The 20,948-nt window shown below is 50.8% G+C and carries 19 protein-coding genes and 1 tRNA gene; 13 read left to right on the top strand and 7 right to left on the bottom strand.

Annotation, left to right across the window (positions count from 1 at the left end; all coding sequences use genetic code 11):
• On the bottom strand, positions 1–291 hold the full coding sequence (locus tag ACYC56_RS02510) for a hypothetical protein (protein ID WP_461372605.1): 291 nt from the start codon (positions 289–291) through the stop codon (positions 1–3).
• A gap of 182 nt (positions 292–473) precedes the next feature.
• Here ACYC56_RS02510 and ACYC56_RS02505 point away from each other — a divergent pair, with 182 nt between their 5' ends.
• The 9 genes from ACYC56_RS02505 (at position 474) to mnmA (ending at position 10,083) form a co-directional block, all read left to right on the top strand.
• Positions 474–3,128, top strand: a complete 2,655-nt coding sequence (locus tag ACYC56_RS02505) for a GAF domain-containing protein (protein WP_461372604.1) — start codon at positions 474–476, stop codon at positions 3,126–3,128.
• Positions 3,129–3,221: 93 nt separating this feature from the next.
• The gene (gene larB / locus ACYC56_RS02500; RefSeq protein ID WP_461372610.1) at positions 3,222–4,031 is read left to right on the top strand and encodes a nickel pincer cofactor biosynthesis protein LarB; all 810 of its coding nucleotides are present in this window, start codon (positions 3,222–3,224) and stop codon (positions 4,029–4,031) included.
• The gene (larE, locus tag ACYC56_RS02495; protein ID WP_461372603.1) at positions 4,015–4,854 is read left to right on the top strand and encodes an ATP-dependent sacrificial sulfur transferase LarE; all 840 of its coding nucleotides are present in this window, start codon (positions 4,015–4,017) and stop codon (positions 4,852–4,854) included. The genes larB and larE overlap by 17 nt, the downstream gene beginning before the upstream one ends.
• Positions 4,855–4,964: 110 nt before the next feature.
• Positions 4,965–5,411, top strand: coding sequence for an RrF2 family transcriptional regulator (locus ACYC56_RS02490; protein ID WP_461372602.1), 447 nt, complete (start codon positions 4,965–4,967; stop codon positions 5,409–5,411).
• A gap of 66 nt (positions 5,412–5,477) precedes the next feature.
• Complete coding sequence (gene cysK, locus ACYC56_RS02485; protein ID WP_461372601.1) at positions 5,478–6,449, top strand: cysteine synthase A; 972 nt, start codon at positions 5,478–5,480, stop codon at positions 6,447–6,449.
• A 25-nt stretch (positions 6,450–6,474) separates the two neighbouring features.
• Entirely contained in the window at positions 6,475–7,218 is a 744-nt protein-coding gene (cysE, locus tag ACYC56_RS02480; protein ID WP_461372600.1) for a serine O-acetyltransferase, read from the top strand.
• Between the two features lie 28 nt (positions 7,219–7,246).
• Positions 7,247–8,431, top strand: coding sequence for a cysteine desulfurase NifS (gene nifS, locus ACYC56_RS02475; protein WP_461372599.1), 1,185 nt, complete (start codon positions 7,247–7,249; stop codon positions 8,429–8,431).
• 152 nt (positions 8,432–8,583) lie between these two features.
• Entirely contained in the window at positions 8,584–8,964 is a 381-nt protein-coding gene (gene nifU, locus ACYC56_RS02470; RefSeq protein ID WP_461372598.1) for a Fe-S cluster assembly scaffold protein NifU, read from the top strand.
• Positions 8,965–8,985: 21 nt separating this feature from the next.
• On the top strand, positions 8,986–10,083 hold the full coding sequence (gene mnmA / locus ACYC56_RS02465) for a tRNA 2-thiouridine(34) synthase MnmA (protein ID WP_461372597.1): 1,098 nt from the start codon (positions 8,986–8,988) through the stop codon (positions 10,081–10,083).
• Positions 10,084–10,088: 5 nt separating this feature from the next.
• Here the strand turns inward: mnmA and ACYC56_RS02460 are convergent, their stop codons facing one another.
• Positions 10,089–10,826: a DUF5714 domain-containing protein gene (locus ACYC56_RS02460; RefSeq protein ID WP_461372596.1), complete on the bottom strand. Its 738-nt coding sequence runs from the start codon at positions 10,824–10,826 to the stop codon at positions 10,089–10,091.
• Between the two features lie 274 nt (positions 10,827–11,100).
• Entirely contained in the window at positions 11,101–12,132 is a 1,032-nt protein-coding gene (locus tag ACYC56_RS02455; RefSeq protein ID WP_461372595.1) for a M23 family metallopeptidase, read from the bottom strand.
• A 957-nt stretch (positions 12,133–13,089) separates the two neighbouring features.
• Here ACYC56_RS02455 and ACYC56_RS02450 point away from each other — a divergent pair.
• Complete coding sequence (locus ACYC56_RS02450; protein ID WP_461372594.1) at positions 13,090–13,533, top strand: ATP-binding protein; 444 nt, start codon at positions 13,090–13,092, stop codon at positions 13,531–13,533.
• Here ACYC56_RS02450 and ACYC56_RS02445 read toward each other — a convergent pair.
• From ACYC56_RS02445 to ACYC56_RS02435, 3 genes are all read right to left on the bottom strand, one after another.
• Positions 13,511–14,848, bottom strand: a complete 1,338-nt coding sequence (locus ACYC56_RS02445) for a TldD/PmbA family protein (RefSeq protein WP_461372593.1) — start codon at positions 14,846–14,848, stop codon at positions 13,511–13,513. The genes ACYC56_RS02450 and ACYC56_RS02445 overlap by 23 nt on opposite strands.
• Complete coding sequence (locus ACYC56_RS02440) at positions 14,845–16,287, bottom strand: TldD/PmbA family protein (RefSeq protein ID WP_461372592.1); 1,443 nt, start codon at positions 16,285–16,287, stop codon at positions 14,845–14,847. The genes ACYC56_RS02445 and ACYC56_RS02440 overlap by 4 nt, the downstream gene beginning before the upstream one ends.
• A 213-nt stretch (positions 16,288–16,500) precedes the next feature.
• A complete protein-coding gene (locus tag ACYC56_RS02435; protein ID WP_461372591.1) occupies positions 16,501–17,697 on the bottom strand; it encodes a C40 family peptidase in 1,197 nt (398 codons plus the stop codon).
• A 167-nt stretch (positions 17,698–17,864) separates the two neighbouring features.
• On the opposite strand from ACYC56_RS02435, the gene ACYC56_RS02430 reads away from it, so the two are divergent.
• Positions 17,865–17,938, top strand: a tRNA-Met gene (locus ACYC56_RS02430).
• A gap of 159 nt (positions 17,939–18,097) precedes the next feature.
• On the opposite strand, the gene ACYC56_RS02425 is transcribed toward ACYC56_RS02430, so the two are convergent.
• Entirely contained in the window at positions 18,098–18,943 is an 846-nt protein-coding gene (locus ACYC56_RS02425) for a hypothetical protein (RefSeq protein WP_461372590.1), read from the bottom strand.
• A 573-nt stretch (positions 18,944–19,516) separates the two neighbouring features.
• Here ACYC56_RS02425 and ACYC56_RS02420 point away from each other — a divergent pair.
• Positions 19,517–20,230: a hypothetical protein gene (locus tag ACYC56_RS02420; RefSeq protein WP_461372589.1), complete on the top strand. Its 714-nt coding sequence runs from the start codon at positions 19,517–19,519 to the stop codon at positions 20,228–20,230.
• A gap of 15 nt (positions 20,231–20,245) precedes the next feature.
• A complete protein-coding gene (locus tag ACYC56_RS02415) occupies positions 20,246–20,803 on the top strand; it encodes a hypothetical protein (RefSeq protein ID WP_461372588.1) in 558 nt (185 codons plus the stop codon).
• Positions 20,804–20,948 lie beyond the last annotated feature (145 nt).

Genomic DNA, 20,948 nt, shown 5'->3' with positions numbered 1-20,948 from the left:
CTACCGCCTGGTTAAGTAGTTTCTGATGCTCTCATAGAGTCCCCGCGTTATCCTGAGCATAAAGAGAAGCACCGCGATTGCCAGGAGCAGCGTCGACAGGTTGGCGAGAAACCCGGCGACGCCCGTAAGGACGGAGAAGGCGCGAAGCAGCATCGCCGTGGCAAACGTAAATATGGCCACCGATGCCAACGCAAGGTCTAGATATCTGTTTCGATTTGTGTACGCATACACCGCAACGGCCCCCGTTAAATATGAAACCAACGCGATGCTCAGGCTGTTAATGTCCACCACCAGCTCACCTCAATCCTCCTTAATCTACCCCGTTGAGCCCCGATTATATCAGGTGGGTTGCCCGGTAATTTGGTTTTATCCAGCGGTTTTAGTGGGAACAACTAAGTATCGGAGAAAAATGGAAAGGATGGGGCGCAAGGCGATGTCCGCAGTGGAAGACACCGCCCGGCGGCAGATCGATAATGTACGAGCGATCAGGGAAAAGTGACGAACTGCAGAAAGAGCTGGGGAAGTTTAGAAAGCTCTTCTTTGAAGCCTTTGACGCAGTATTTATTTTTGATATGGACGGCTCGATATCCGATGCTAACGAGTCCGCCGAAAAACTCACCGGTTACTCACGCCAGGTGCTCCTGAGAATGAACGCTTTTGATCTGCGCCCTCGTCAGGAGCACCCCAGGGTCCAGCGCATATTGGAGGATTTACGACGTCTGGGAATGGTGAGGAACGTAACCGATACCCATATCAAGCGCAAAGACGGTACGCTCATTCCCGTTGAAGTAAGCGCTAAAGTGATAGATGTCGACCGGCACCCCTTGATATTAAGCATCATCAGGGACATAACGGAGCGTAAGAAAATCGAAGCGAAGATTACTAAAAGGAATCAGAACCTCGAGATATTGAATAAAGTGGCGCTTGAGGTCACCTCTCGCGTGGATCTGACGGATATCCTTACGAGCGTGGTGAAAAATGCCGTTGATATTGTTGGTGGCGATGCCGGCACCATAGGTTTCTACGATGAAAAACACAAGGCCCTGCGTTATCCCTATATGTACAACGTCCCAAGGAACCTGGAGAAAATCATAAACGCGAAAGGCAGCAGGCTCGCGGATTATGTGATGGATACAAAAAAATCGGTAATCATCGAGGATTACCCGGCCTATAAAAAAGCAATGCAGGAGTTCGTCGACGTCGGGGTCGAATCGATTATACTCGTGCCGATCTCAGCTAAAGGAACGCTCTTCGGCGCGTTAAGTGTTTTTGGGTTAGTTCCCCAAAAGAGGTTCACGAAACGGAGTCTCTGGCTCCTTGAAGGTATCGGGAGGCAGGCGGCCGTTGCCGTTGAGAACGCCCGCCTGTTCGAAAAAATACGCGAATCCGAGCGCGGCCTGAGAGACCAGAACCGTAATTTACGGATACTGAGTCGTATGGCGCTGGAGATAACCTCCGGTCTCGATCTTAAACGACTTTTGCCTATCATCGTCAAGCGAGCGGTTCAAATAGTCGACGCCGATGCCGGCGCAATCGGCCTGTATGATGAGGGAACCGGTACTTTTACGTATCAGTATATCTATCGTTTGCCGGATATACTGTCAAAAGCAAAGTTAAGGGTAGGAGAAGGGTTGACGGGGGAGGTCTTGGCGACGAGACGCCCCGCGCTGGTCAACGATTGTACTTCGTACCCGGGCGCTCCACCTGAATTTATCGGCTGCGGGATGCACGCTGTCGTGGTTACCCCTTTGATGGTAGAGGACCGTCTTACCGGAGCGCTGCTGGTGGCGCACCTAAGCGAAGTCAAGAAGTTTACCGGAGACGACCTCTCGCTTATCGAGGCGGTAGGCCGTCAGGCGGCGATCGCTATGGAAAACTCGCATCTATTCGAAGAGACCAGGCAACGCGCCAGAAGAAGCGAGGCCGCTAACGAAATAAGCCGGCTCATCAGCTCGACCCTCGAGCTATCCGAAGTACTGCACCTGGTCATCAACGAGATAAGTAAGGCCATCGGTACGGAAGCCGGCGGTATTTTCTTTTACCAGGCCGAGGAGAGTAGGTTCTATGGAAAAATGGGGTACGGCCCGGCCAGCGAGCACGTCGAGGACATCGTCGAGGATGCCGAGAGCTTTAAGATGGCGATTGAGGCGATACGCACGGGAAACGCCGTTCTCATTAAAAACGCAAGCACGGACCCAAGGATTCCGCACAGATACGTCGAGATGTTCGGCCTGCGCTCTGTCCTGGTGCTCCCTCTTATCGTGAAAGAGAAAGCGATAGGCGTTATCACGCTCGGGCACACCGATAACGTGCATGAATTCGACGACGACCAGATCGCGTTTGCCAAATCGATAGCGTTGCAGGCGGCGATTGCCATTGAAAATGCACGGCTTTACGAGGGTGAACGATATGTGGCCGATGTTCTACAACGAAGTTTCTTGCCTGAGACGATCCCCCAGATACCGAACACCGATACCGCGGTATTCTACACGTCATCGAGCGATGTTGGCAGGGTAGGTGGCGATTTTTACGACTTCATCGAACTCTCGGATAATCTGCTCGGTCTTGCGATAGGCGATGTGAGCGGCAAGGGAATCGAGGCCGCCTCGACGACGGCCCTCGCAAAATATACGGTCCGCTCGTTTGCATTCCAATCGGAGCACGCGTCTGCCGTGATGGAGCTCTCAAATAAAGTCATCGCCCGTGAGATCGAACCGGGCAGGTTTATCACGTTGCTCTACGTTATCTACAATTGGGAGAGCGGGCGCCTTTTAATATCGAATGCAGGCCACCCCTATCCGGTCCATTACGTAGCCCGACTAAAGAGATCGCACCTGGTCGAAAACGTAAACGCGGCGCTTGGCATACTTCCCGAGCTGAGCTTTTCCGAGGCCATCGAGCGCCTCGACCCCGGTGACATGCTGGTTCTTTACACCGATGGGCTCATTGAGGCGCGCCATGGCCCGCAGTTTTACGGACAGGAGCGCCTCATGCAGATCGTCACCGAGAACGCAGATTTTTCAGCTGCCGATATCGTCAACCGCATCGTGGCCGACGTTACCACGTTTACCGAAGGGCGGCTCACCGACGATATCGCGATCAGCGTGCTTAAGCGGAATTCCGCCTAACTCCCATTTGCTTTACTCTGCAGGCCGGTAAAGTTGCACAAGCACTCGATGCTGGTTATACTGGGTTTCTATTCGTATGATATGAGGGAGTTCATGCACGATAACACGATCAGGCAGATATTAAAACGGCTGAAAAACGGCGACGTGGGTGTTGAAGAGGCCTATGAAAGGCTCAAACACTTGCCCTTTACCGATCTTGAATTCGCCAAGGTCGACAACCACAGGGCGATGAGAAAAGGCTTCCCCGAGGTCATCTTCTGCCAGGGGAAGACCCCTGAGCAGATTAAAAATATCTCGCGAACACTTCTCGATAACGGCAATACGCTTCTCGCTACCAGGGCTGATGAGGCCGCATACCGTGCGGTGCAAGACGTCGAGCCAGAGGCGATCTACCATTCCCAGGCCAGGATAATCGTCGTCGACAGGCGCCCGAGCACACCAGCGGTCGGGAACGTAATCATTATCAGCGCGGGAACCGCGGATGTACCGGTTGCCGAGGAGGCCGCTATCACCGCGGAGATGCTCGGCGCAAAGGTCGCCCGTGTCTTCGATGTCGGCGTTGCCGGTCTGCACCGGCTTCTTGCCTTCTATGAGAAGATCGCCTCCGCCAAGGTGCTTGTTGTCGTAGCCGGCATGGACGGTGTACTGCCAAGCGTGGTGGGCGGCCTTGCCTCCTGCCCGGTTATCGCCGTGCCCACAAGTATTGGGTACGGGGCGCATTTTGGGGGTCTGGCCCCGCTTCTTACCATGCTCAACTCATGCGCAAGCGGTGTTTCAGTTGTGAATATCGATAACGGCTTTGGCGCAGGGTATCTTGCTGCGATGATTAATAAGATCGGTGAGATCGGTGAGATAGGTAAGACGGGGGAGGCAGTAGAGCAGGGCGATGGCGCTAAGGACTAATCCTTCCCTTGAATTACGACAAAAACACTCTCTACTGATCACCATTCTCAGCGAGATGAAGAGCATGCTCATCGCGTACTCCGGCGGCGTCGATAGCACATTCCTGCTGAAGAGCGCACACGGCCTACTCGGTGATAACGTACTTGCGGTGACCGCCGATTCCGCCACCCTTACAAGGACCGAACTCGATGAAGCCGGTGAAGCGGCAACCGCCATTGGCGCGACCCACCTCGTGGTAAAGACGGATGAATTTATGAGCGAAGATTTCATAGTAAACTCACCTGAGCGTTGCTATTACTGCAAAAAGGAGCGCTTCTCCGCATTAAAAGACCTGCAGGCCGAGCGCGGCTTCAAGTGGGTCGCCGAGGGCTCCAACACCGACGATGATAACGACTGGCGCCCGGGCACAAAGGCGGCCCATGAACTCGGTGTTCGAAGCCCGCTTAAAGAGGCCGGTCTAACAAAAGCCGATATTCGTGAACTCTCGCGGACCCTAGGTCTACCCACCTGGGATAAGCCGAGCGCGGCGTGTCTTGCCTCGCGTATCCCTTACGGCGAGCGGATAACCGAAGATAAACTCCATCAGATAGCCGAGGCCGAGCGGTATTTAAAAGAGCTAGGCTTCACACAGCTGCGGGTTCGCCACCACGGCGACCTCGCAAAAATAGAGGTACCCGTTGACGTCATGCAAGAAGTGCTGAGTCGGGCCGACGAAATCACAGACAGCATAAAACAGCATGGGTTTCATTTTGTTGCGCTCGATCTTGCGGGCTTTAAGAGCGGCAATATGAACGCAATTCTCGATGAAAAACCCCGTCCATAGAGCAAATTCATTTGACATCCAGCTTTTTCCGGTGATAAGCTACAATTACGCGCACTAATTTTATCGGAATTGTAGAAATACAAGGACATTAAGTGTATTGAGGAGAAACGGTGAAATTTTCTGCAAAAAGTGAGTATGCGCTAAGGGCTCTTGTGGATATATCCGGCTACTACGGTCAGCGACCGATAGGCGTTCGCGAGATAGCGATGCGGCAAGGTATCCCCGAGCGTTTTCTAGAACAGCAGATTACGGCATTACGCAAAGCGGGCCTGGTTAAAAGCCAACGTGGCGCCCAGGGAGGCGTCATGCTGGCGCGCGCCCCGGAGGGTATAACAGTCTTTGAAATCATCGAAGCCCTGGAAGGGCCGCTCTCAACCGTTACTTGTGTAGGTAACGGGGCTCCTGAATGCGCTAAGAATGCGCAGTGCGCCGTGCAGGACGTATGGTGTCAGGTAGGCCTTGCAGTTGAGCGGGTGTTGAGGGGCATGACCCTTGAGCAATTGGCTAAGCGGCAGACAAACTACGACCAGTCCGCGCAGCCGATGTACCATATCTAATATATTTAAAATATATCCATATGTGTCTAAGGTATCGAGTTTTTTTATGGAATTGAGGGAGTAATCGTGGGACGTATCTACAACGACATCACGGAAACAATCGGCAAGACACCGTTGGTACGCTTAAACCGGGTAACCGATGGGGCAAAGGCTACCGTTGTCGCAAAGGTAGAATCCTTTAACCCGGCCGGAAGTGTGAAAGACAGGATCGGCGTCAACATGATCGATTGGGCCGAGCGCGAAGGCAAGTTAAAGCGTGGCCAGACGATTGTAACACCGGCGAGCTTCAAAGGGCCGGGAATATCGATTGTCGAGCCGACCAGCGGCAATACCGGCATCGCACTCGCCTTCGTAGCGGCAGCGCGGGGATACAGTGTGATACTCACCATGCCGGATACAATGAGTATTGAGCGAAGGAACCTGCTCAAAGCCTATGGGGCGAAACTTGTCCTTACTCCCGGAGCCGAGGGGATGAACGGCGCAATCGCCAAAGCCGCAGAAATACAACTCGAGAATCCCGATTACTACATGCCGCAGCAATTCGAAAACCCGGCCAATCCGGATGTCCACAGGGGAACCACCGCTGAGGAGATCTGGCAAGATACCGATGGAGCAATCGATATCTTTGTAGCCGGTGTCGGCACGGGCGGCACGATCACCGGCGTTTCCGAGACCATAAAACAGAAAAAGCCGGAGCTTCATGTAGTTGCGGTCGAGCCGGCCGATTCGCCGGTTCTTTCGGGCGGGCAGCCGGGGCCGCATAAGATACAGGGAATCGGTGCGGGATTTGTTCCTAAGGTCTTAAATAAAGATATAATTGATGAGATCGTTAAAGTAACAAACGACCAGGCGATTGAGTTTGCGCGCCGCTTAGCGCGGGAAGAAGGTATTCTTGCCGGCATATCGAGCGGGGCGGCGGTCTATGCAGCGGTCGAGGTCGCCAAGCGGCCGGAGAACGCTGGAAAAACGATCGTCGTTATCTTGCCGGATACCGGTGAGAGATATTTAAGTAATCCGGTCTATTCCGAGCTGGAGTAAGCCGGGCGTTTGGGGAGGTGTTTGCATGTTTCGGACTCTTAAAGAGGAAATCAATACCATATTCGAGAAAGATCCGGCGGCTAAAAGCGTTATAGAGGTGTTGCTGTGCTACCCGGGATTTCACGCAATCATAATGCATCGCCTTGCCCATTATCTGTATAAAAAACGCTTGCCGCTCATACCCCGGGTTATGTCCCAGTTTAGCCGGCTTATTACCGGCATAGAAATCCATCCTGGGGCGACAATCGGGCGACGCTTTTTTATCGACCATGGGATGGGCGTTGTCATCGGTGAAACGACAGAGATCGGTGATGATGTTCTCGTCTACCAGAACGCCACACTCGGTGGCACCGGTAAGGAAAAAGGGAAGCGTCACCCTACGCTTGGAAACCACGTCGTCGTTGGCGCGGGGGCAAAGGTGCTGGGTGCTATTACCGTGGGAGAGAACGTCAAGGTAGGCGCAGGTTCGGTCCTCGTGCGCTCAGTCCCGGCTAACACGACCATCGTCGGTATCCCGGGCAGGGTCGTCATGTCCCACGGGCAGCGGCTTACCGCCGAAGAAGAGCTTCAGCACGGGCATTTGCCGGACCCTGAAGCACAAGCCATTAAGTGCCTGGGCGATAGGATTCGTGAACTCGAGCAGAAGATAGACGAGCTGGCTAAGAAACAAAACGCTCCATCGCTGCGCCTCGTCGCAGAGGATGCTGCCGATGGCAAGAACGCGGCGTGCGAGCTTGATATGGAACCCATCAAAGAAGAAGGAATATAGGCTATAGCTGGAAGAGGAGGCAGTAGTTTTGGAAGAGAAGTTTATTTATCTGGATTATGCGGCGACAACGCCGATGCGGCCGGAAGTGGTCGAGGCGATGACGCCCTACCTTACGAAGGAATTCGGCAATCCCTCTTCCCTGTATACACTGGGTAGAAATGCGAGGGGTGCGATAGAGGATGCACGCGACCGGGTAGCGGCGTTCATCGGCGCCGACTCACGGGAAATCGTCTTTACAAGCGGCGGCACCGAGGCCGATAACTTTGCCATAAAAGGCGTTGCTTATGCTAACGAGAAAAAGGGCAAGCATATCATTACGACGCCAATCGAGCATCATGCCGTTCTCGAGCCCTGTCATTTCTTAAACAAGCGCGGGTTTGGCCTTACCTATCTGCCGGTCGATGAGCACGGTATTGTCGATCCGGCCGACGTTGAAAAGGCGATAACCGATACAACGGTTTTGGTTTCCGTCATGCATGCCAACAACGAGGTCGGCACAATCGAGCCGCTTGAGGAAATAAGCAAGGTAACGCGTGCAAAAGGCGTGTACTTGCATACCGATGCGGTTCAAACATTTGGCCATATTCCGGTAAATGTAAACGATCTCGGTGTCGATTTGCTCTCGGTTTCAGCGCATAAACTCTACGGCCCGAAAGGTGTCGGAGCGCTTTATGTGCGAAGGGGCACGCGCATGGTGTCGTTTATGCAGGGCGGAAGCCAGGAAAACAACCGTAGGGCCGGCACGCACAACGTGGCCGGAATCGTCGGTTTTGCCAAGGCGGTCGAGATAGCCGAGCGCGAGATGGTGGTCGAAGCCATGCGTCTCGCCGAGCTTCGCGACCATATCATCCGGGGTATTTTCGAGAACATCCCAAACTCCAGGCTCAACGGCCACCCGGCAAAGCGTCTTCCAAATAACGTTAATATGTGCCTTGTCGGTGCAGAGGGAGAAGCGATTCTTCTGAGCCTCGACATGGAGGGCATCAGCTCATCCAGCGGTTCCGCCTGTACGTCGGGTACTCTCGACCCATCACATGTGCTCTTGGCCATGGGTATTCCCGCCGAGATAGCTCATAGTTCTCTTAGACTCACGCTTGGGAAAGAGACGACTAAAGAAGATGTCGATTACCTTTTAGATATACTACCCCCGACCATCGAGCGCCTCAGGGCGATGTCCCCACTGGATGCATCCTGGGGCAAAAGTAAGTGTTAGGAATTGCGAATTTCGAATTGCGAATGTCGAATGAGAAGGTCTAGAACGAGGGCTAATTACGAATTTGAGATTGATATGCGAGAAAAAGTGCACTTAACAATCTAATCCTTAGCGCGATTAGAGGATCAAGAAGCATGTAAGGAGATAGAAACATGTATAGCGAAAAAGTAATGGAGCATTTTAGAAATCCGAGAAACGTTGGGGAAGTCGAGAACCCGGATGGTATCGGCGAGGTCGGCAATCCGACCTGCGGCGATTTGATGCGTATCACCATCAAGGTTAAGGATGACAAGATCGAGGATATAAAGTTTAAGACGCTCGGTTGCGGTGCCGCTATCGCAACAAGCAGCATGATTACCGAGCTTGCTATCGGGAAACCTATTGAGGAGGCCGAGAATATCTCGCGACAGGACATCGCCGACGCCCTGGACGGCCTGCCCCCACAGAAGATGCACTGCTCAGTGCTTGCCGCAGACGGCCTGCGGGAAGCGATCAAGGATTATCGTTCAAAGTCCGGCACAGAAGAGAAGTAGGGCATACGGAATAGCTAAAGCATGGCTGAACTAAGAAAAAGAGTGGTCTGCGCCATGAGCGGGGGAGTCGATAGCTCGGTAGCGGCCGCTCTTCTCGTCGAAGCAGGCTACGAGGTCATCGGTATAACTATGAATATATGGCCGTCGGCTAAGACCGCCGAGGAGGCCGAGCGCTTTGGCGGGTGCTGCTCGCTTTCAGCGGCCGACGATGCCAAGAACGTCGCCTACAAGTTAGGCATACCGCACTATACCTTCGATTTCCGTGAAATATTCAAGCAAGAAGTCATCGAGAACTTTGTCTCTGAATACAAGAGCGGACGCACGCCCAACCCGTGCATCAGATGCAACCAATTCGTTAAATTCCAAGCGTTGCGCCATAAGGCTATGGCGATCGGCGCAGATTATATAGCGACCGGCCACTACGCGCGCATCGAGTTCGATGATACGAGAGACAGGTACCTTCTCAAGAAGGGTATCGACGGGAGCAAGGACCAATCCTATGCACTCTACGTCCTAACGCAGGACCAACTCGCCCATACGATGTTTCCTATCGGGCACCTCAGCAAGGACGCAACGCGCAAAAAGGCCGCCGAACTGGGTCTTGCCGTAGCCCAAAAGGCGGAGAGCCAGGAAATCTGCTTTGTACCCGACAAGAACTATCCTAAATTTGTGACCGAATATACCCCTGGCGCCGAGAAGCCGGGTCCCATCTACGACAAGCAAGGAAATGTGTTAGGGGTCCATAAGGGTATTATCCATTACACGATAGGGCAGAGGAAGGGGCTTGGGATCTCCTCACCGGTCCCACTCTACGTTATCTCTATCAAAGAAGAGGAAGATGCCATCATCGTAGGAACCAAGGAAGACCTGGGAAAAACCGCTTTAATCGCGGATAATATCAATCTGATCTCCATCCGTGAGCTTGTTGCCCCGATGGCCGTTGAAGCAAAAATCCGGTATAAAGCATCTGAGTCGCCCGCAAAGATTTCACCCGAGCCGGAAGGCAGGATACTTGTCGAATTCGAACACCCACAATCGGCGATCACACCAGGACAGGCGGTAGTGTTTTATAATGGAGAGGTCGTGGTAGGCGGCGGCACAATCGAAAGGGCTCTCTAAAAGTCCTAAACGTCTTTCTGGCTATTACCTGGATCAGACTTTGAGTACGGGCACAGCGCACCAAGGCATCTGTAGGGATTTCTATTCTTATGCTGGCATGACGCTATCTTCTTAAGGGGCAATTCTATTCCAAAATGCTCTTTTAACGCCAGGCAGATGCCATCAATGGCGATCCTGGTGCTTAATTTGCAGCAGGACCCGCGGTATGCCGCTATCTCTGAGGCCGCATAGTTCGTAATCTCCATCGAAGCCTGTCTCTCCCTCGTTTTTGGGATATCACAGGTCGCATCCGTAAGGAGACTGTAAACCGCACCCGCGGCAAGCGCCGCCCCGCATGCCCCATAATTTGCACACATGCACGAGGCAAGTTTATCCGTCCACGTTCTATCGAGCGTTCGCTCGATAAGAAAGTCGTTTATCTCAATCTGCCTGTGGTTATAATGCACGGGACCGCTATTTTTAAGCGCCGCCATCACCGCACCCGCTACGATCGCGTGGTGCTCGCCACCGATCATAGCCACCGCCGGATGTAGCATCATAAGCTCAGCTATCTCTAATGGATCATTTAGCTGGGTGTTGAGCGCGGTATCCGAGATGGCATGAAATGCGTCCTTACCATGGCACGCATCACAGACGAAGTGCCCGTTTACACAGGATATGGAGCCGGGTTTGACCTCATTGCAAAAGTTACATGTCCGTGGTTCCGGAATCGAGCCGTAGTGTAGTTTCTCACCGCATACCATGCAGTTCTCGGTATATTTTGCGGGTGCTCAGCAATCACCCGGTGAGCAGAGAAGATCGCTCATGCAACAGCTCCTTGGCTTCAGCTAGCGGCTACCTGTTACTATGGTATCTATACATGCTAGCGGTATCTAGTCTTGAAGGTATCTGTTTGCGCTGCTCTTGTCAATCCTTGCCACCCAAATTGGTAGTACCCGCGTTTCTAGTCACGTAAACTATTTAGCAATAACCGGGCTACGACCGGTTGCTTTACGCCAAGTCACATCCGTTATGCTATTAGTTACCCGTGCTTTTAAGAATAGGATAAGGGTTGGTTGCCGCTCCGCCGCCACGGTGCACTTCAAAATGCAGGTGGGGCGCCGACTCGCTGGCGTTTCCGGTGCTTCCGACATATGCTATGAGCTGCCCTTTGTTGGCCCTGGTTCCTGCGGATACGCCACTTGCGATCCTATTTAAATGGGCGAAGTAGTATTCGTTACCGTCATCACCCTTGAGCCAAAGCGTGATACCGCCGATTCCGCGGCTACTGGGCGAAGTCCGGCTGATGACACCGCTCACGCAGGCTACGACCGGAGTGCCCCTCGAGGCCATAATATCCGTGCCTTTGTGCCTACGGCCCCCAGAGCGGCGAGTGCCCCAGCTATCGGTATACGAGTGCGCCCCCGCGACCGGGAATACAAACCCGGAACGGCCGAGTCCACGCGATACATAGCTCTGGCTCCACGAAGAATCGATACTCGCCATCGCGATTTTTTTGCCTGAGCCGCGACGTGCAACCCGATCATCGGATGCTTCCTGCTGCGCCAATGAAGCGAGTGAGGTATTCTCCAGTTTAAGCGTTCTATCTATATCAACGTGCTTGCACTCCGCTATCTTGAGCTTGGCCTCTTTCTCGTGCCGTAAGGCTGCGAGCGCCAGGTTCTCCCGCACGAGTTTATCCTGTAATGAGTGCAGGCGAATGGTGGTTTCGACGTAGTGGTCGACAGCGAGATAGGTTGTGGTGACCTTACTTGTCAGGTCTCCGAAGTCTCGAGAGAATGCGAGGACAGAGAGGAGACTGGGTAATCCCAGGCTTCCCGAAGAAGCGATCATCGTATCGAGATCCTTTTTGATACCGTTAAGCTCACACTGGGTCTGTATCAGCTTTGCTTCGTTGACATCGATCTTTAAGTCTACAGATTGAAGCTCAGAGCTGGCTTTGTGGTGATTGACAATAGCGACATTTAGATCGTCTTTCATCTTCGTTATCTGGTCTTGTATTCCCTGGATGCTTTCATGAGATACGCTTGTTTGCGATGCCTCAGACATAGGAATATTTAAAAGTGCAAAGAGCACTACGAGCACTGGCAAAAGTAACATAATTTTTCGCAAACTCAAAACATCACTTCCTTTCGAGATTAAATAAAGCCGCAACCGCAATGTTTTGCAGTGTCTGTTGTCGGCCGGATGGTCGGAAAAATTTTAATCGAGATTAAAATGCACGTCTAAGATAGGTTTTTTAGTACTGGATTTAATGAAGTAATTTGTGGATTAAGGGGTTCTTGTTTGTAAAAACTGCAACCTGTGCTGCGATGAGTGTTGTATATATAAAAAGCTAACTTGATGCTGATCGGTCTTAACACAATATGTTCTTGGAAACACATGTAAGCGATATGTATTTGTTATAAATCCGCTCTTATCTACCAACTCCCTTCTTTTTATTGCCCTAAGTCCTAGATTTTGACTGAAGATCACTTAAATGTCTAGCCATAATTTTCCAGTACATTGCAGCAGGCTCCTTTTAGCAGATACCTTTCCCGAGGTAGCGGTATGCAATTACCTATTGTCCAGCAAGCTTTAAAATAAATATATTTCTTCTGGAGACCGGTTATTTGATATACGTTTGGATGCCTAAAGCACGTTAATGCCGACCCGGGGCTTTAAGTATTCAACACCCGATGCTCATGCGGCGCATAATGGCCTTGCACTTGGCTTCCGGCATCTAGCCATGGTACCGTAAGCTTGGTAATATACCCCCTACGCTATACCAATAAGGTCTATAAACAGGAGTTATAGAAACATACCGTATGAGTTAATTAGCGATACCACTTGCAATAAGCAGTGCCCTTCTGCTAATCTGGTGATAGATGATAGATTCCGGATGAGTGATGGCGCCCCTCCAGTTACTTATCCGGGTCTATTATTTTTTTGGGAGCATACGGATTAATCTCCAAAAAGAAGCTGTCGATATATACAGAGATGTACGGCAGCAAGGGGTTAAAGAAGATGCATTCCATACAAGCATTAGAAGGTACTGTTGAGCTGACAGTGCCGGCCGAGTCACAATATCTCGCAAGTATACGGCAACTGACATCGGACGCCGCGCACTCCGCTTCGTTCGATGACGACGACACCAACGACCTTATTCTTGCGGTCGTAGAGGCCGCAACCAACGCGGTACGGCACTCCAGAAGCGATCGTATACTCATCTCGTTTTTAATCGGTGCAGGGGAAATAACCGCACGGATTCTCGATACGGGCTGCGGCTTCAAATTCCACGGGCGCAAATGCAAGTTCCCATCGATCGAGAAACCGGGTGGGAGGGGTATCCCGCTTATGCACAACCTCGTCGACCGCTTCGAGGTAGAAAGCCGGGCTGGCAGCGGTACTGAAGTCATCCTTGTTAAAAAGGCAAGCAGAAGCTACCTTAAAACTGCGTCGCCCCGGTAAAGGTAAATGCCCCGATCTTTAGCCACGGCACGTATGCGGCCCCAAGAATCGCGTTCTTAAGTAATCGAGCTTCAGATACCATATCTACCCCAGACAGCGCATTCACGATGCTTTGCGTAAACCGCAGGTTCTTAATGGGTTTTACGATCGCTCCGTTTTCGATTAAGAATGTGCCGTCCCGCGTCATACCGGTAAGCGTTGTCTTTATCGGGTCCTCGAGATTGGTGTAATGGAACCGGCTGACCAGTATGGCCCGCTCGCAGCTTTTCACCATGTCATCGAACGTATTCGCGCCGGGTGCCATGATAAGGTTAAGCGGCAGCGGCCCATAGGTATTAGGCGCTGGAAGCGCGTGCCCCGTGGACTGTTTTTCTTCCTTGTTCGCGGTATAGCTGTCATAGCAGATCGCATTAGCCACGCCGTTGTCGATAAAGACCACCTTTTGCTTCGGCACACCCTCGAAATCGAAGGTAAGCCCGATGGTGTTGGGGTCAAGCGCGTCGTCCCAGATAGAGACATTCGAACTCATGATTTTCTCGCCGAGTTTATCCTTCATAAAGCTGCGCCCTTCCTGTACGGAGAGCGCCCCAAAGCCCGCAAAGGCCATAAACGACACCATATCCGCAACCGCATCGGGCTCGAGGATGACCGTGTAGGTGCCCGGCTCAAGGTCTATCGGGTTTTGCCCCGCCAACGCCTTGCCCTTTGCCGCCTCCGCAAGCGTCTCGACATCGATCTTGCTGACGCTGGTCGCTGTCGCGCTGGTATAGCCCGAACTGGTGCCGGACATTACGACCGCCCGTAGTTCGGCCTCACTTATCGTTTCAACCGCGTTTACCCCGAGCGTATTTGCGACCCCAACGGTACTATACCCGGTGGAATAGGCGCCGGCCGCGCTCAAGTTGCTCGGCTCTACCACGCCAACAAGCTTACCTATATCCGATGCCCGTTCATCCGGCGAGTAATCTACCGTTAATTCCGATACGAGATCCCGCATAATGATCGGTTTTGGTTCCGGCAGAGAGACAAAGCTAGGATCCGGCGGCCTGTGCTTCGCGATCTCTATCGCTTTATCTACCATCTCTTTTATCGATCGTTCGTCGAGGCGGTTGGTGGAAGCATATCCCTGTCTTTTGTCGATGACCGCCCTTATCGAGATGCTTACGTTGGTCTCTGCCACATTTTGATGGATACTGTTATTTGAAAAGCGGGTGAGGGCCATGCTGCGACCGCTTGCAAGCACCTCGAGCTGGTCTGCGGTCGAGTAGTCTATCGCCGTCTTTAAAGCATCTTGAATGCGCTGTTTATCTATCATCTGCCAACACCCACCTTAACGTTTCTAAATCTGGCCGGGGCCGCCCCGTGCGCCACATGTGCGACCTGCATAGGCTCACCCTTGCCGCAGTTGGCAAGTCCCCAGACACGCCATTCATCCTTTCCCGCAATGGCATCGCATGAGTTCCAGAACTCGGGGGTGATACCGGTGTAGTTGGGGTTCTTAATCATAGCCCCCAGCTTGCCGTTCTTGATCTCCCAGCCTATCTGGGTCGCGAACTGAAAGTTCAGCCGCTTGTCATCGATGCTCCAGCTTCTATTAGTCGAAAGGAAGAGCCCGTCTTTAACTCCGTCGATCATCTGCTCAAGGGATGAGTCGCCGGGAAGCAGGCTGACATTGGTCATGCGTACGAGAGGGAGCCTACCCCAACCGTCCGCCCGCATGCAACCGTTGCTGTTTTGTCTCAGGACCGGCGCCGTCTCGCGCGACGTCAAGTAGCCCACAAACATACCGTTTTTTATGATATCAAAGCGTTGGGCCGGAACACCCTCATCGTCGTAGCCAAACGTGCCGAGCGCCCCTGAAATCGTCGCATCGGCGTTGATGCTGACGATAGGGGAGCCGTACTGGAACTTATTGAGTTTATCCAGCGTCAGAAAGCTCGTTCCGGCAAAGCTTGCTTCCATACCGAGCACCCTGTCAAGCTCGACCGGGTGCCCGCAGGACTCGTGTACCTGCAGCGCAAGCTGATCACCGTTTAAGATAACCGTAAGTTCACCACTTGGGCACGGTTTGGCCGAGAGGAGCTGAACCGCCTCCTCAGCGATCCTGGGGGCGTTCTCTCTAAGAAGCATCCCCCGGATAAATTCGTACCCTGCGGTGGCCACATCGCCCCCGTGTGAGTTGGGATACGAGCGCTCCTGGATATCGCTACCCTGGATTGCAACCGCATCAAGCGCGGCACCCGACTCGGTGATCTCCTGCTCGATATAGCTGCCCTCAAGGTTTGCAAAGATCTTTTTCTCTTTGGATATGTGCATGGAGGCCGAAGATATCGTAACCCCCTGGGTTTTCCGCACGATCTCCTCGGCTTCGCTCAAAAGCGCGAGCTTGTCCTCGAGCGAAACGGTGAAGGGATCGATTTGAACATCGGATGTGTACCTGTCTTGGACGACCGGCACCGGCGACAGCTCCACGCTTTGCTTCGCCAGCAGAGCACTGGCCTTGGCGATTTCCACTGCCAGACGGGCGACCCGCTCTACCTCCGGCTTCTCAACCAGGAAACTCCCGGCGAATCCCCACGCGCCGTTTGCCAGCACGCGTACCCCGAAGCCGTAATTGGTCGAGGCCGAGATCTCATCAACGCGGCCGTTTTTTATCACGATCGATTCACTTTGTTCTTCGATGATTCTGATATCCGCATACGTCGCCCCGAATGTTTTTGCAACATCGAGGGCAAGCGAGGTTAACTCCTTCATTCATCCTCTCCTTCTTTGCCAGGGATGATTCTTGAATTCCCAAAACTGCTTCTATTTAAGCACGTTTTCTAGGCAATCGGTAGTATATCCTCTGTGCCCAAGGCGATTGGCTATAGAGCGCTTGTATGGATTCAATGGTATCGAACTATTGGGGTCATGCGCGAAGTGCGGGAAAGCGATGCGTAACTAATTGAGGATGCAGTGACTATGTGATTATTGGGCTGATGGAACGATGCTGACGATGCGCCGTGCACCCGCGTGGTCGTTGCGGTCTGCCAGTTTGCTGATCTTTACCACATCGTTGCGCTTCGGTGCGTGGATGAAGTAACCCTCGCCAAGGTAAATACCGACGTGGTGGATCGGGTGTCCGAAGAAGACTACGTCACCCGGTTGCAATTCATCGTAGCTCACAGGTGCGCCGAGCCCGGCTTGTGCGCGAGCATAATGGGGGAGGTCGACACCGAATTTTTTGAATACGACCTTGACCAGACCCGAACAATCCAGGCCGACCTTGGGGTTTTCGCCGCCCCAGACGTAAGGTACGCCCAGGTACTTCAGAGCTTCAAACGCGATGGTCCCAGGCTCCACTGAGATTTTACTGGCAGCCGTCTGCGGGGTAGTCGTCAGGGTCTTAACGATGCTGACCTGCGCTGCCTGCTGCTTCTGCTCGTCCTGCTGCAGGATCTGCTTGGTTTGCGTATCGATACTTGCAAGAAGGTCGGATTCTTCCTTCATCTTGGCTTCGATGGACTTTCTCCGCCCTTCGAGTTCTGCGGTTATCTCTTTTTGCTGTGCAAAGAGTTGATCAAGCGAGTTCTTTGTGGACTCGACCTTTTCTTTCTGATCGTGGAGTTTATCCATGAGTTGCACATCTTGCTCGCTGATCTTCATGAGCATGCTAAGACGCGTAAGGAGTTCTGAAAAACTGGTGTTATTGATGATGGCGTTAATCGGCTCGACGTCGCCGTGCTTGTAGATATTAGAGAGGCGGTCATTGAGCACCTGGCGTTGTGCCTCAAGCTCAGCCTCAAACCAGCGGAGGCGCTCACGCGTCTCGTTGAGACTCTGCTCAATAGCTGCAAGCTTGGCGTTCTCGGCAAAGTAGTCCGTGTTTAAACGCTCAAGCTCATCACCAAGTTTATCGAGTTCTGTCTTAATTCTCTCAGCCTGCTCCTGCCTGACGGCCATTTCGGCATCGGCTAGAGCTTGCTCGAGTCCCGGCCCGGCGCCGCCGGACATCGTTGTTGCTGTTGTTTCCGTATTCTGTTGCTGGTTCTGTATAAATGCTGTATTGTCGATTGTCTGTGTCGTGGCAGTTTGGCCTGGTAGTGGTGTTGCGAAAACTGGTTGTGCTAGAAAAAACAGCATCAAGACTGCGAGAATTACGCGTTCAGCCTTGTCGCGATACAATTAGTCCTCCTGGAAAGCTTACTTAGGCATATTTTACCATACCGAGCTGGCGATTACCAGCTTTTCAAATAGACACTTCAGTAACCAAGTATAGTACTGCTTTTCTGCTTTTGCAATGAGAAATGATGTGTGTTATTATCAAGTCTGCCGGTAATCGGCCACAACGACGCGGGGTGGAGCAGTCCGGTAGCTCGTCGGGCTCATAACCCGAAGGTCACAGGTTCAAATCCTGTCCCCGCTACATAGTTTCGATTTTGAAAAAACGCCTTCCCACAGGCGTTTTTTCATTTTAGGAAATGATAACCCGGGAAGGGATTTGAACTTTTAGCCTTTTTGCTATCATGACGTTTCTTTCGCAGTTGAAACCGTAATTGTATAGATAAGCTCCAAACCGCAGATGCTACTGTATCGCTACTTGACCTGTGCCTATCCATTCCTCACCGAAGTAGATACCAAAGAGGTAAGAACCAGGATCAATTGTGCTGTGTTTACCGGCGGGAGTAATGAACTCTTTTTGTATTGTGCTATGCCATTTCCACTGTCCGAATTTGGGCATTACTTGTCCTATTAAGTATCTCTTTTTTAAGGTGGGTAGTTGTAAATATATCTTCACTTCTTTTTCAATGCAGCCATCGCCGGAGAGGGTTACGGTGTCGCCAACCTTAAACTTCTGCTTGTTAATATTAACGTCTCTAACTGTCGGCATATCTTCTTCCCATTTATGGCTAATGAGATAGCTTGCAACCTCTTTAGAGAAAGCCGTTATAGATTTATTATCATTTTGGTAATTAATAATAAAGTAATCGCTGGATGGTTGAGCTCCGATCTTGCTACTACTGGGCGTATTGGTACTATACACAGGGCCAACAAATGCTCGAGTTCCGTTTTTAAAGCCAATTAGAATGCCTATTGGGTGAGCTCGGCTATAAAGATTTTCAATTTCAATTTTGGTGCTAGCCCTCTCTTTTGTTGCGCGGTTAATCATCTCTATAATTCTTTGCAGTTTCTTTGGCGCATTTTCTTGATAGAGCACTTTGGTACGGAGTTCTAATCCGCCGCTCATCGTGACCCACTGAATTTTGTTGCGATCAACAAACTTATTGGTATGCAGGGTGGTAGAGCTATCGCTGGTTGTTAATCTAGGGATTTCTAAGGTGCTTTTTTCTTGATTGGAACTAGAGCAGCTAGTACTTGCGAGAGGTAACAGTAAGCAGAGAACATATGCAAAATACCTTTTATAGCGCATGTATACTCCTTAAGTAATTTGACATGATCCCAAGCCTATTTAATAAACAATAATACAACGAAACCTAATGGAATTCTAGAACGAATTATTCCTAATATTGGTGTAAAGTCCCTTGGCTAAATAGGATGTTAATCGTATTATCACAAATTTTTCCGCTTGAAATGGATTTGCAGACATAATTGTGGCACTTGTATTGCTGAGGATTTGCTTTTGATATTAACTTGTCCCCATGCTTTTATCACAGTTACCATATTGCTGCTTATCGGTTTAGTTCCTCCACTATCAGTTTAAGAACTTCAACCGCTTGGCAAAACGAGTATAAAGCGATCTTGGAAAAGGTAATATTTTACTGTGCGAGCAATCGTCTTAATGCTACTTTTAGATTAGACGTAATATGTTGCTAAAATACCAAAAACAAAAGCAACCAATTAGTTGGCTGTACCTTTAGTTATTATCGGCTGCAATATTGCAGCCGACAGGGTTAGCTTATTACAAAACGGGGGGGGTGAGAGATGTTAGATTGTCTTGCTGTTTAGTTAGATTTTAGCAAATCTCAAGTTTTAAGGAGGCGTAATGTTAAAGAAAAGGATATTTCTATTGCTTGTTGCAACGTTTTTAACAGTATTAAGTGTTGCAAACACAGCATACGCAGGATATGCACGATCTTCTCTAGCCAATCATAATTATAGGGGAATAAAGGGTGGTTTCTTGATACCCAATACTGATTCCAAATGGCAGTTACATGCTCGCAACTTTATTAACTTTGAAGAGTGGATGGCTGTCCATAATTCAAGCGATTGGTTTGAGATGGGCTATACAGACGGCGACATGGACCACAGTTTAACTGATGACGGCCAGGTTCCTGACCCGACTCCTGATTTCTACTACAAGGGCGCTTTTAAGGGGAAAAGTATCAACGGTGTCTATGTTGAGTGGGAACTCAATAAGTCATTATCGGTTGGGCAAAGATATGCTTTTGAGATATCAGACACTAACAACGATAATATATGGAACATTTTTATCAACGGCACATCGTATGGTACTTTCAGCGACAGTGTTTCCTCGGTTGATGCTGCATCAAATTATATGGGATATGAGTATTTGAATCAGACTGGCGCTTCACAAAATTTTGGGACTCCAGTGGATGTAAATAGCCAGAATTACCTATCGCAGGGTTCGTGGCGACGCTGGAATGGACCGGTCAATGTTGGCGTGGATAACGTTGGGCCTTATATATACGCTACGTGGAATTCAGGTGGAAATTCCACAACCATACAATCGTATTAAGGGAGGGCTGTATTAATGAAAAGATATAAAGCTTTAATAGCAATAATAGCGGTGAGTGTCGCACTAGCCTTATCCTTTGGTATCATGGTTAACGCCGATAGAGGCAAAGCGGTTGCAACTGAGGTTTCGCGATACCAAAAGCTAGAAAATCTAAATGCCGGGTATAAAGAGAGAGCTGCCGAATCTGGGATTCCGAATGCCGACCAAGTGCCTATCCTTAGACCAGGCAATAAAGGCTCGGACAAACTCAAACCCGTTGAGAAAATGAAAGGATATATCCCAGATGGTGATTTAAAAGATGGCGTTTATTATGTAACCAAGGAAATGTTGACATTCGAGGATTTTATCAATAAGTACACCGAATTTGACCTGGATCCTTCCATTGCAAGAGACCGCGTGGTTAACGTAATTGTTGCAAGGTACCCGAACGGTTATCAGCATCGGAAGGGTTTTGTAAAAAACGCGGTACGCGTGTGCGTTTATGATGCTGAAACAGGTGATTATCTAGGCTCTAGTATCCGATCTCTTGAGCCGGGGGGAATGGGCGTTACAAGGGGTAATCCAGGAAATTAACTAACGGCTAAAATATAACGGTCCCTTTGGTTTCTTAGGGACCGTTATATTTTTCAGGAGTTCTATCAATTATCTAATAGAATGATTTCTTGTGAAGTAAGATTATTCAGCAGTGTATAAGTATCCGAACATTTAACATCATATT

The organism is Candidatus Aquicultor sp. (genome assembly GCF_054640775.1).
This window is presented reverse-complemented; position numbering and strand designations above follow the sequence as displayed.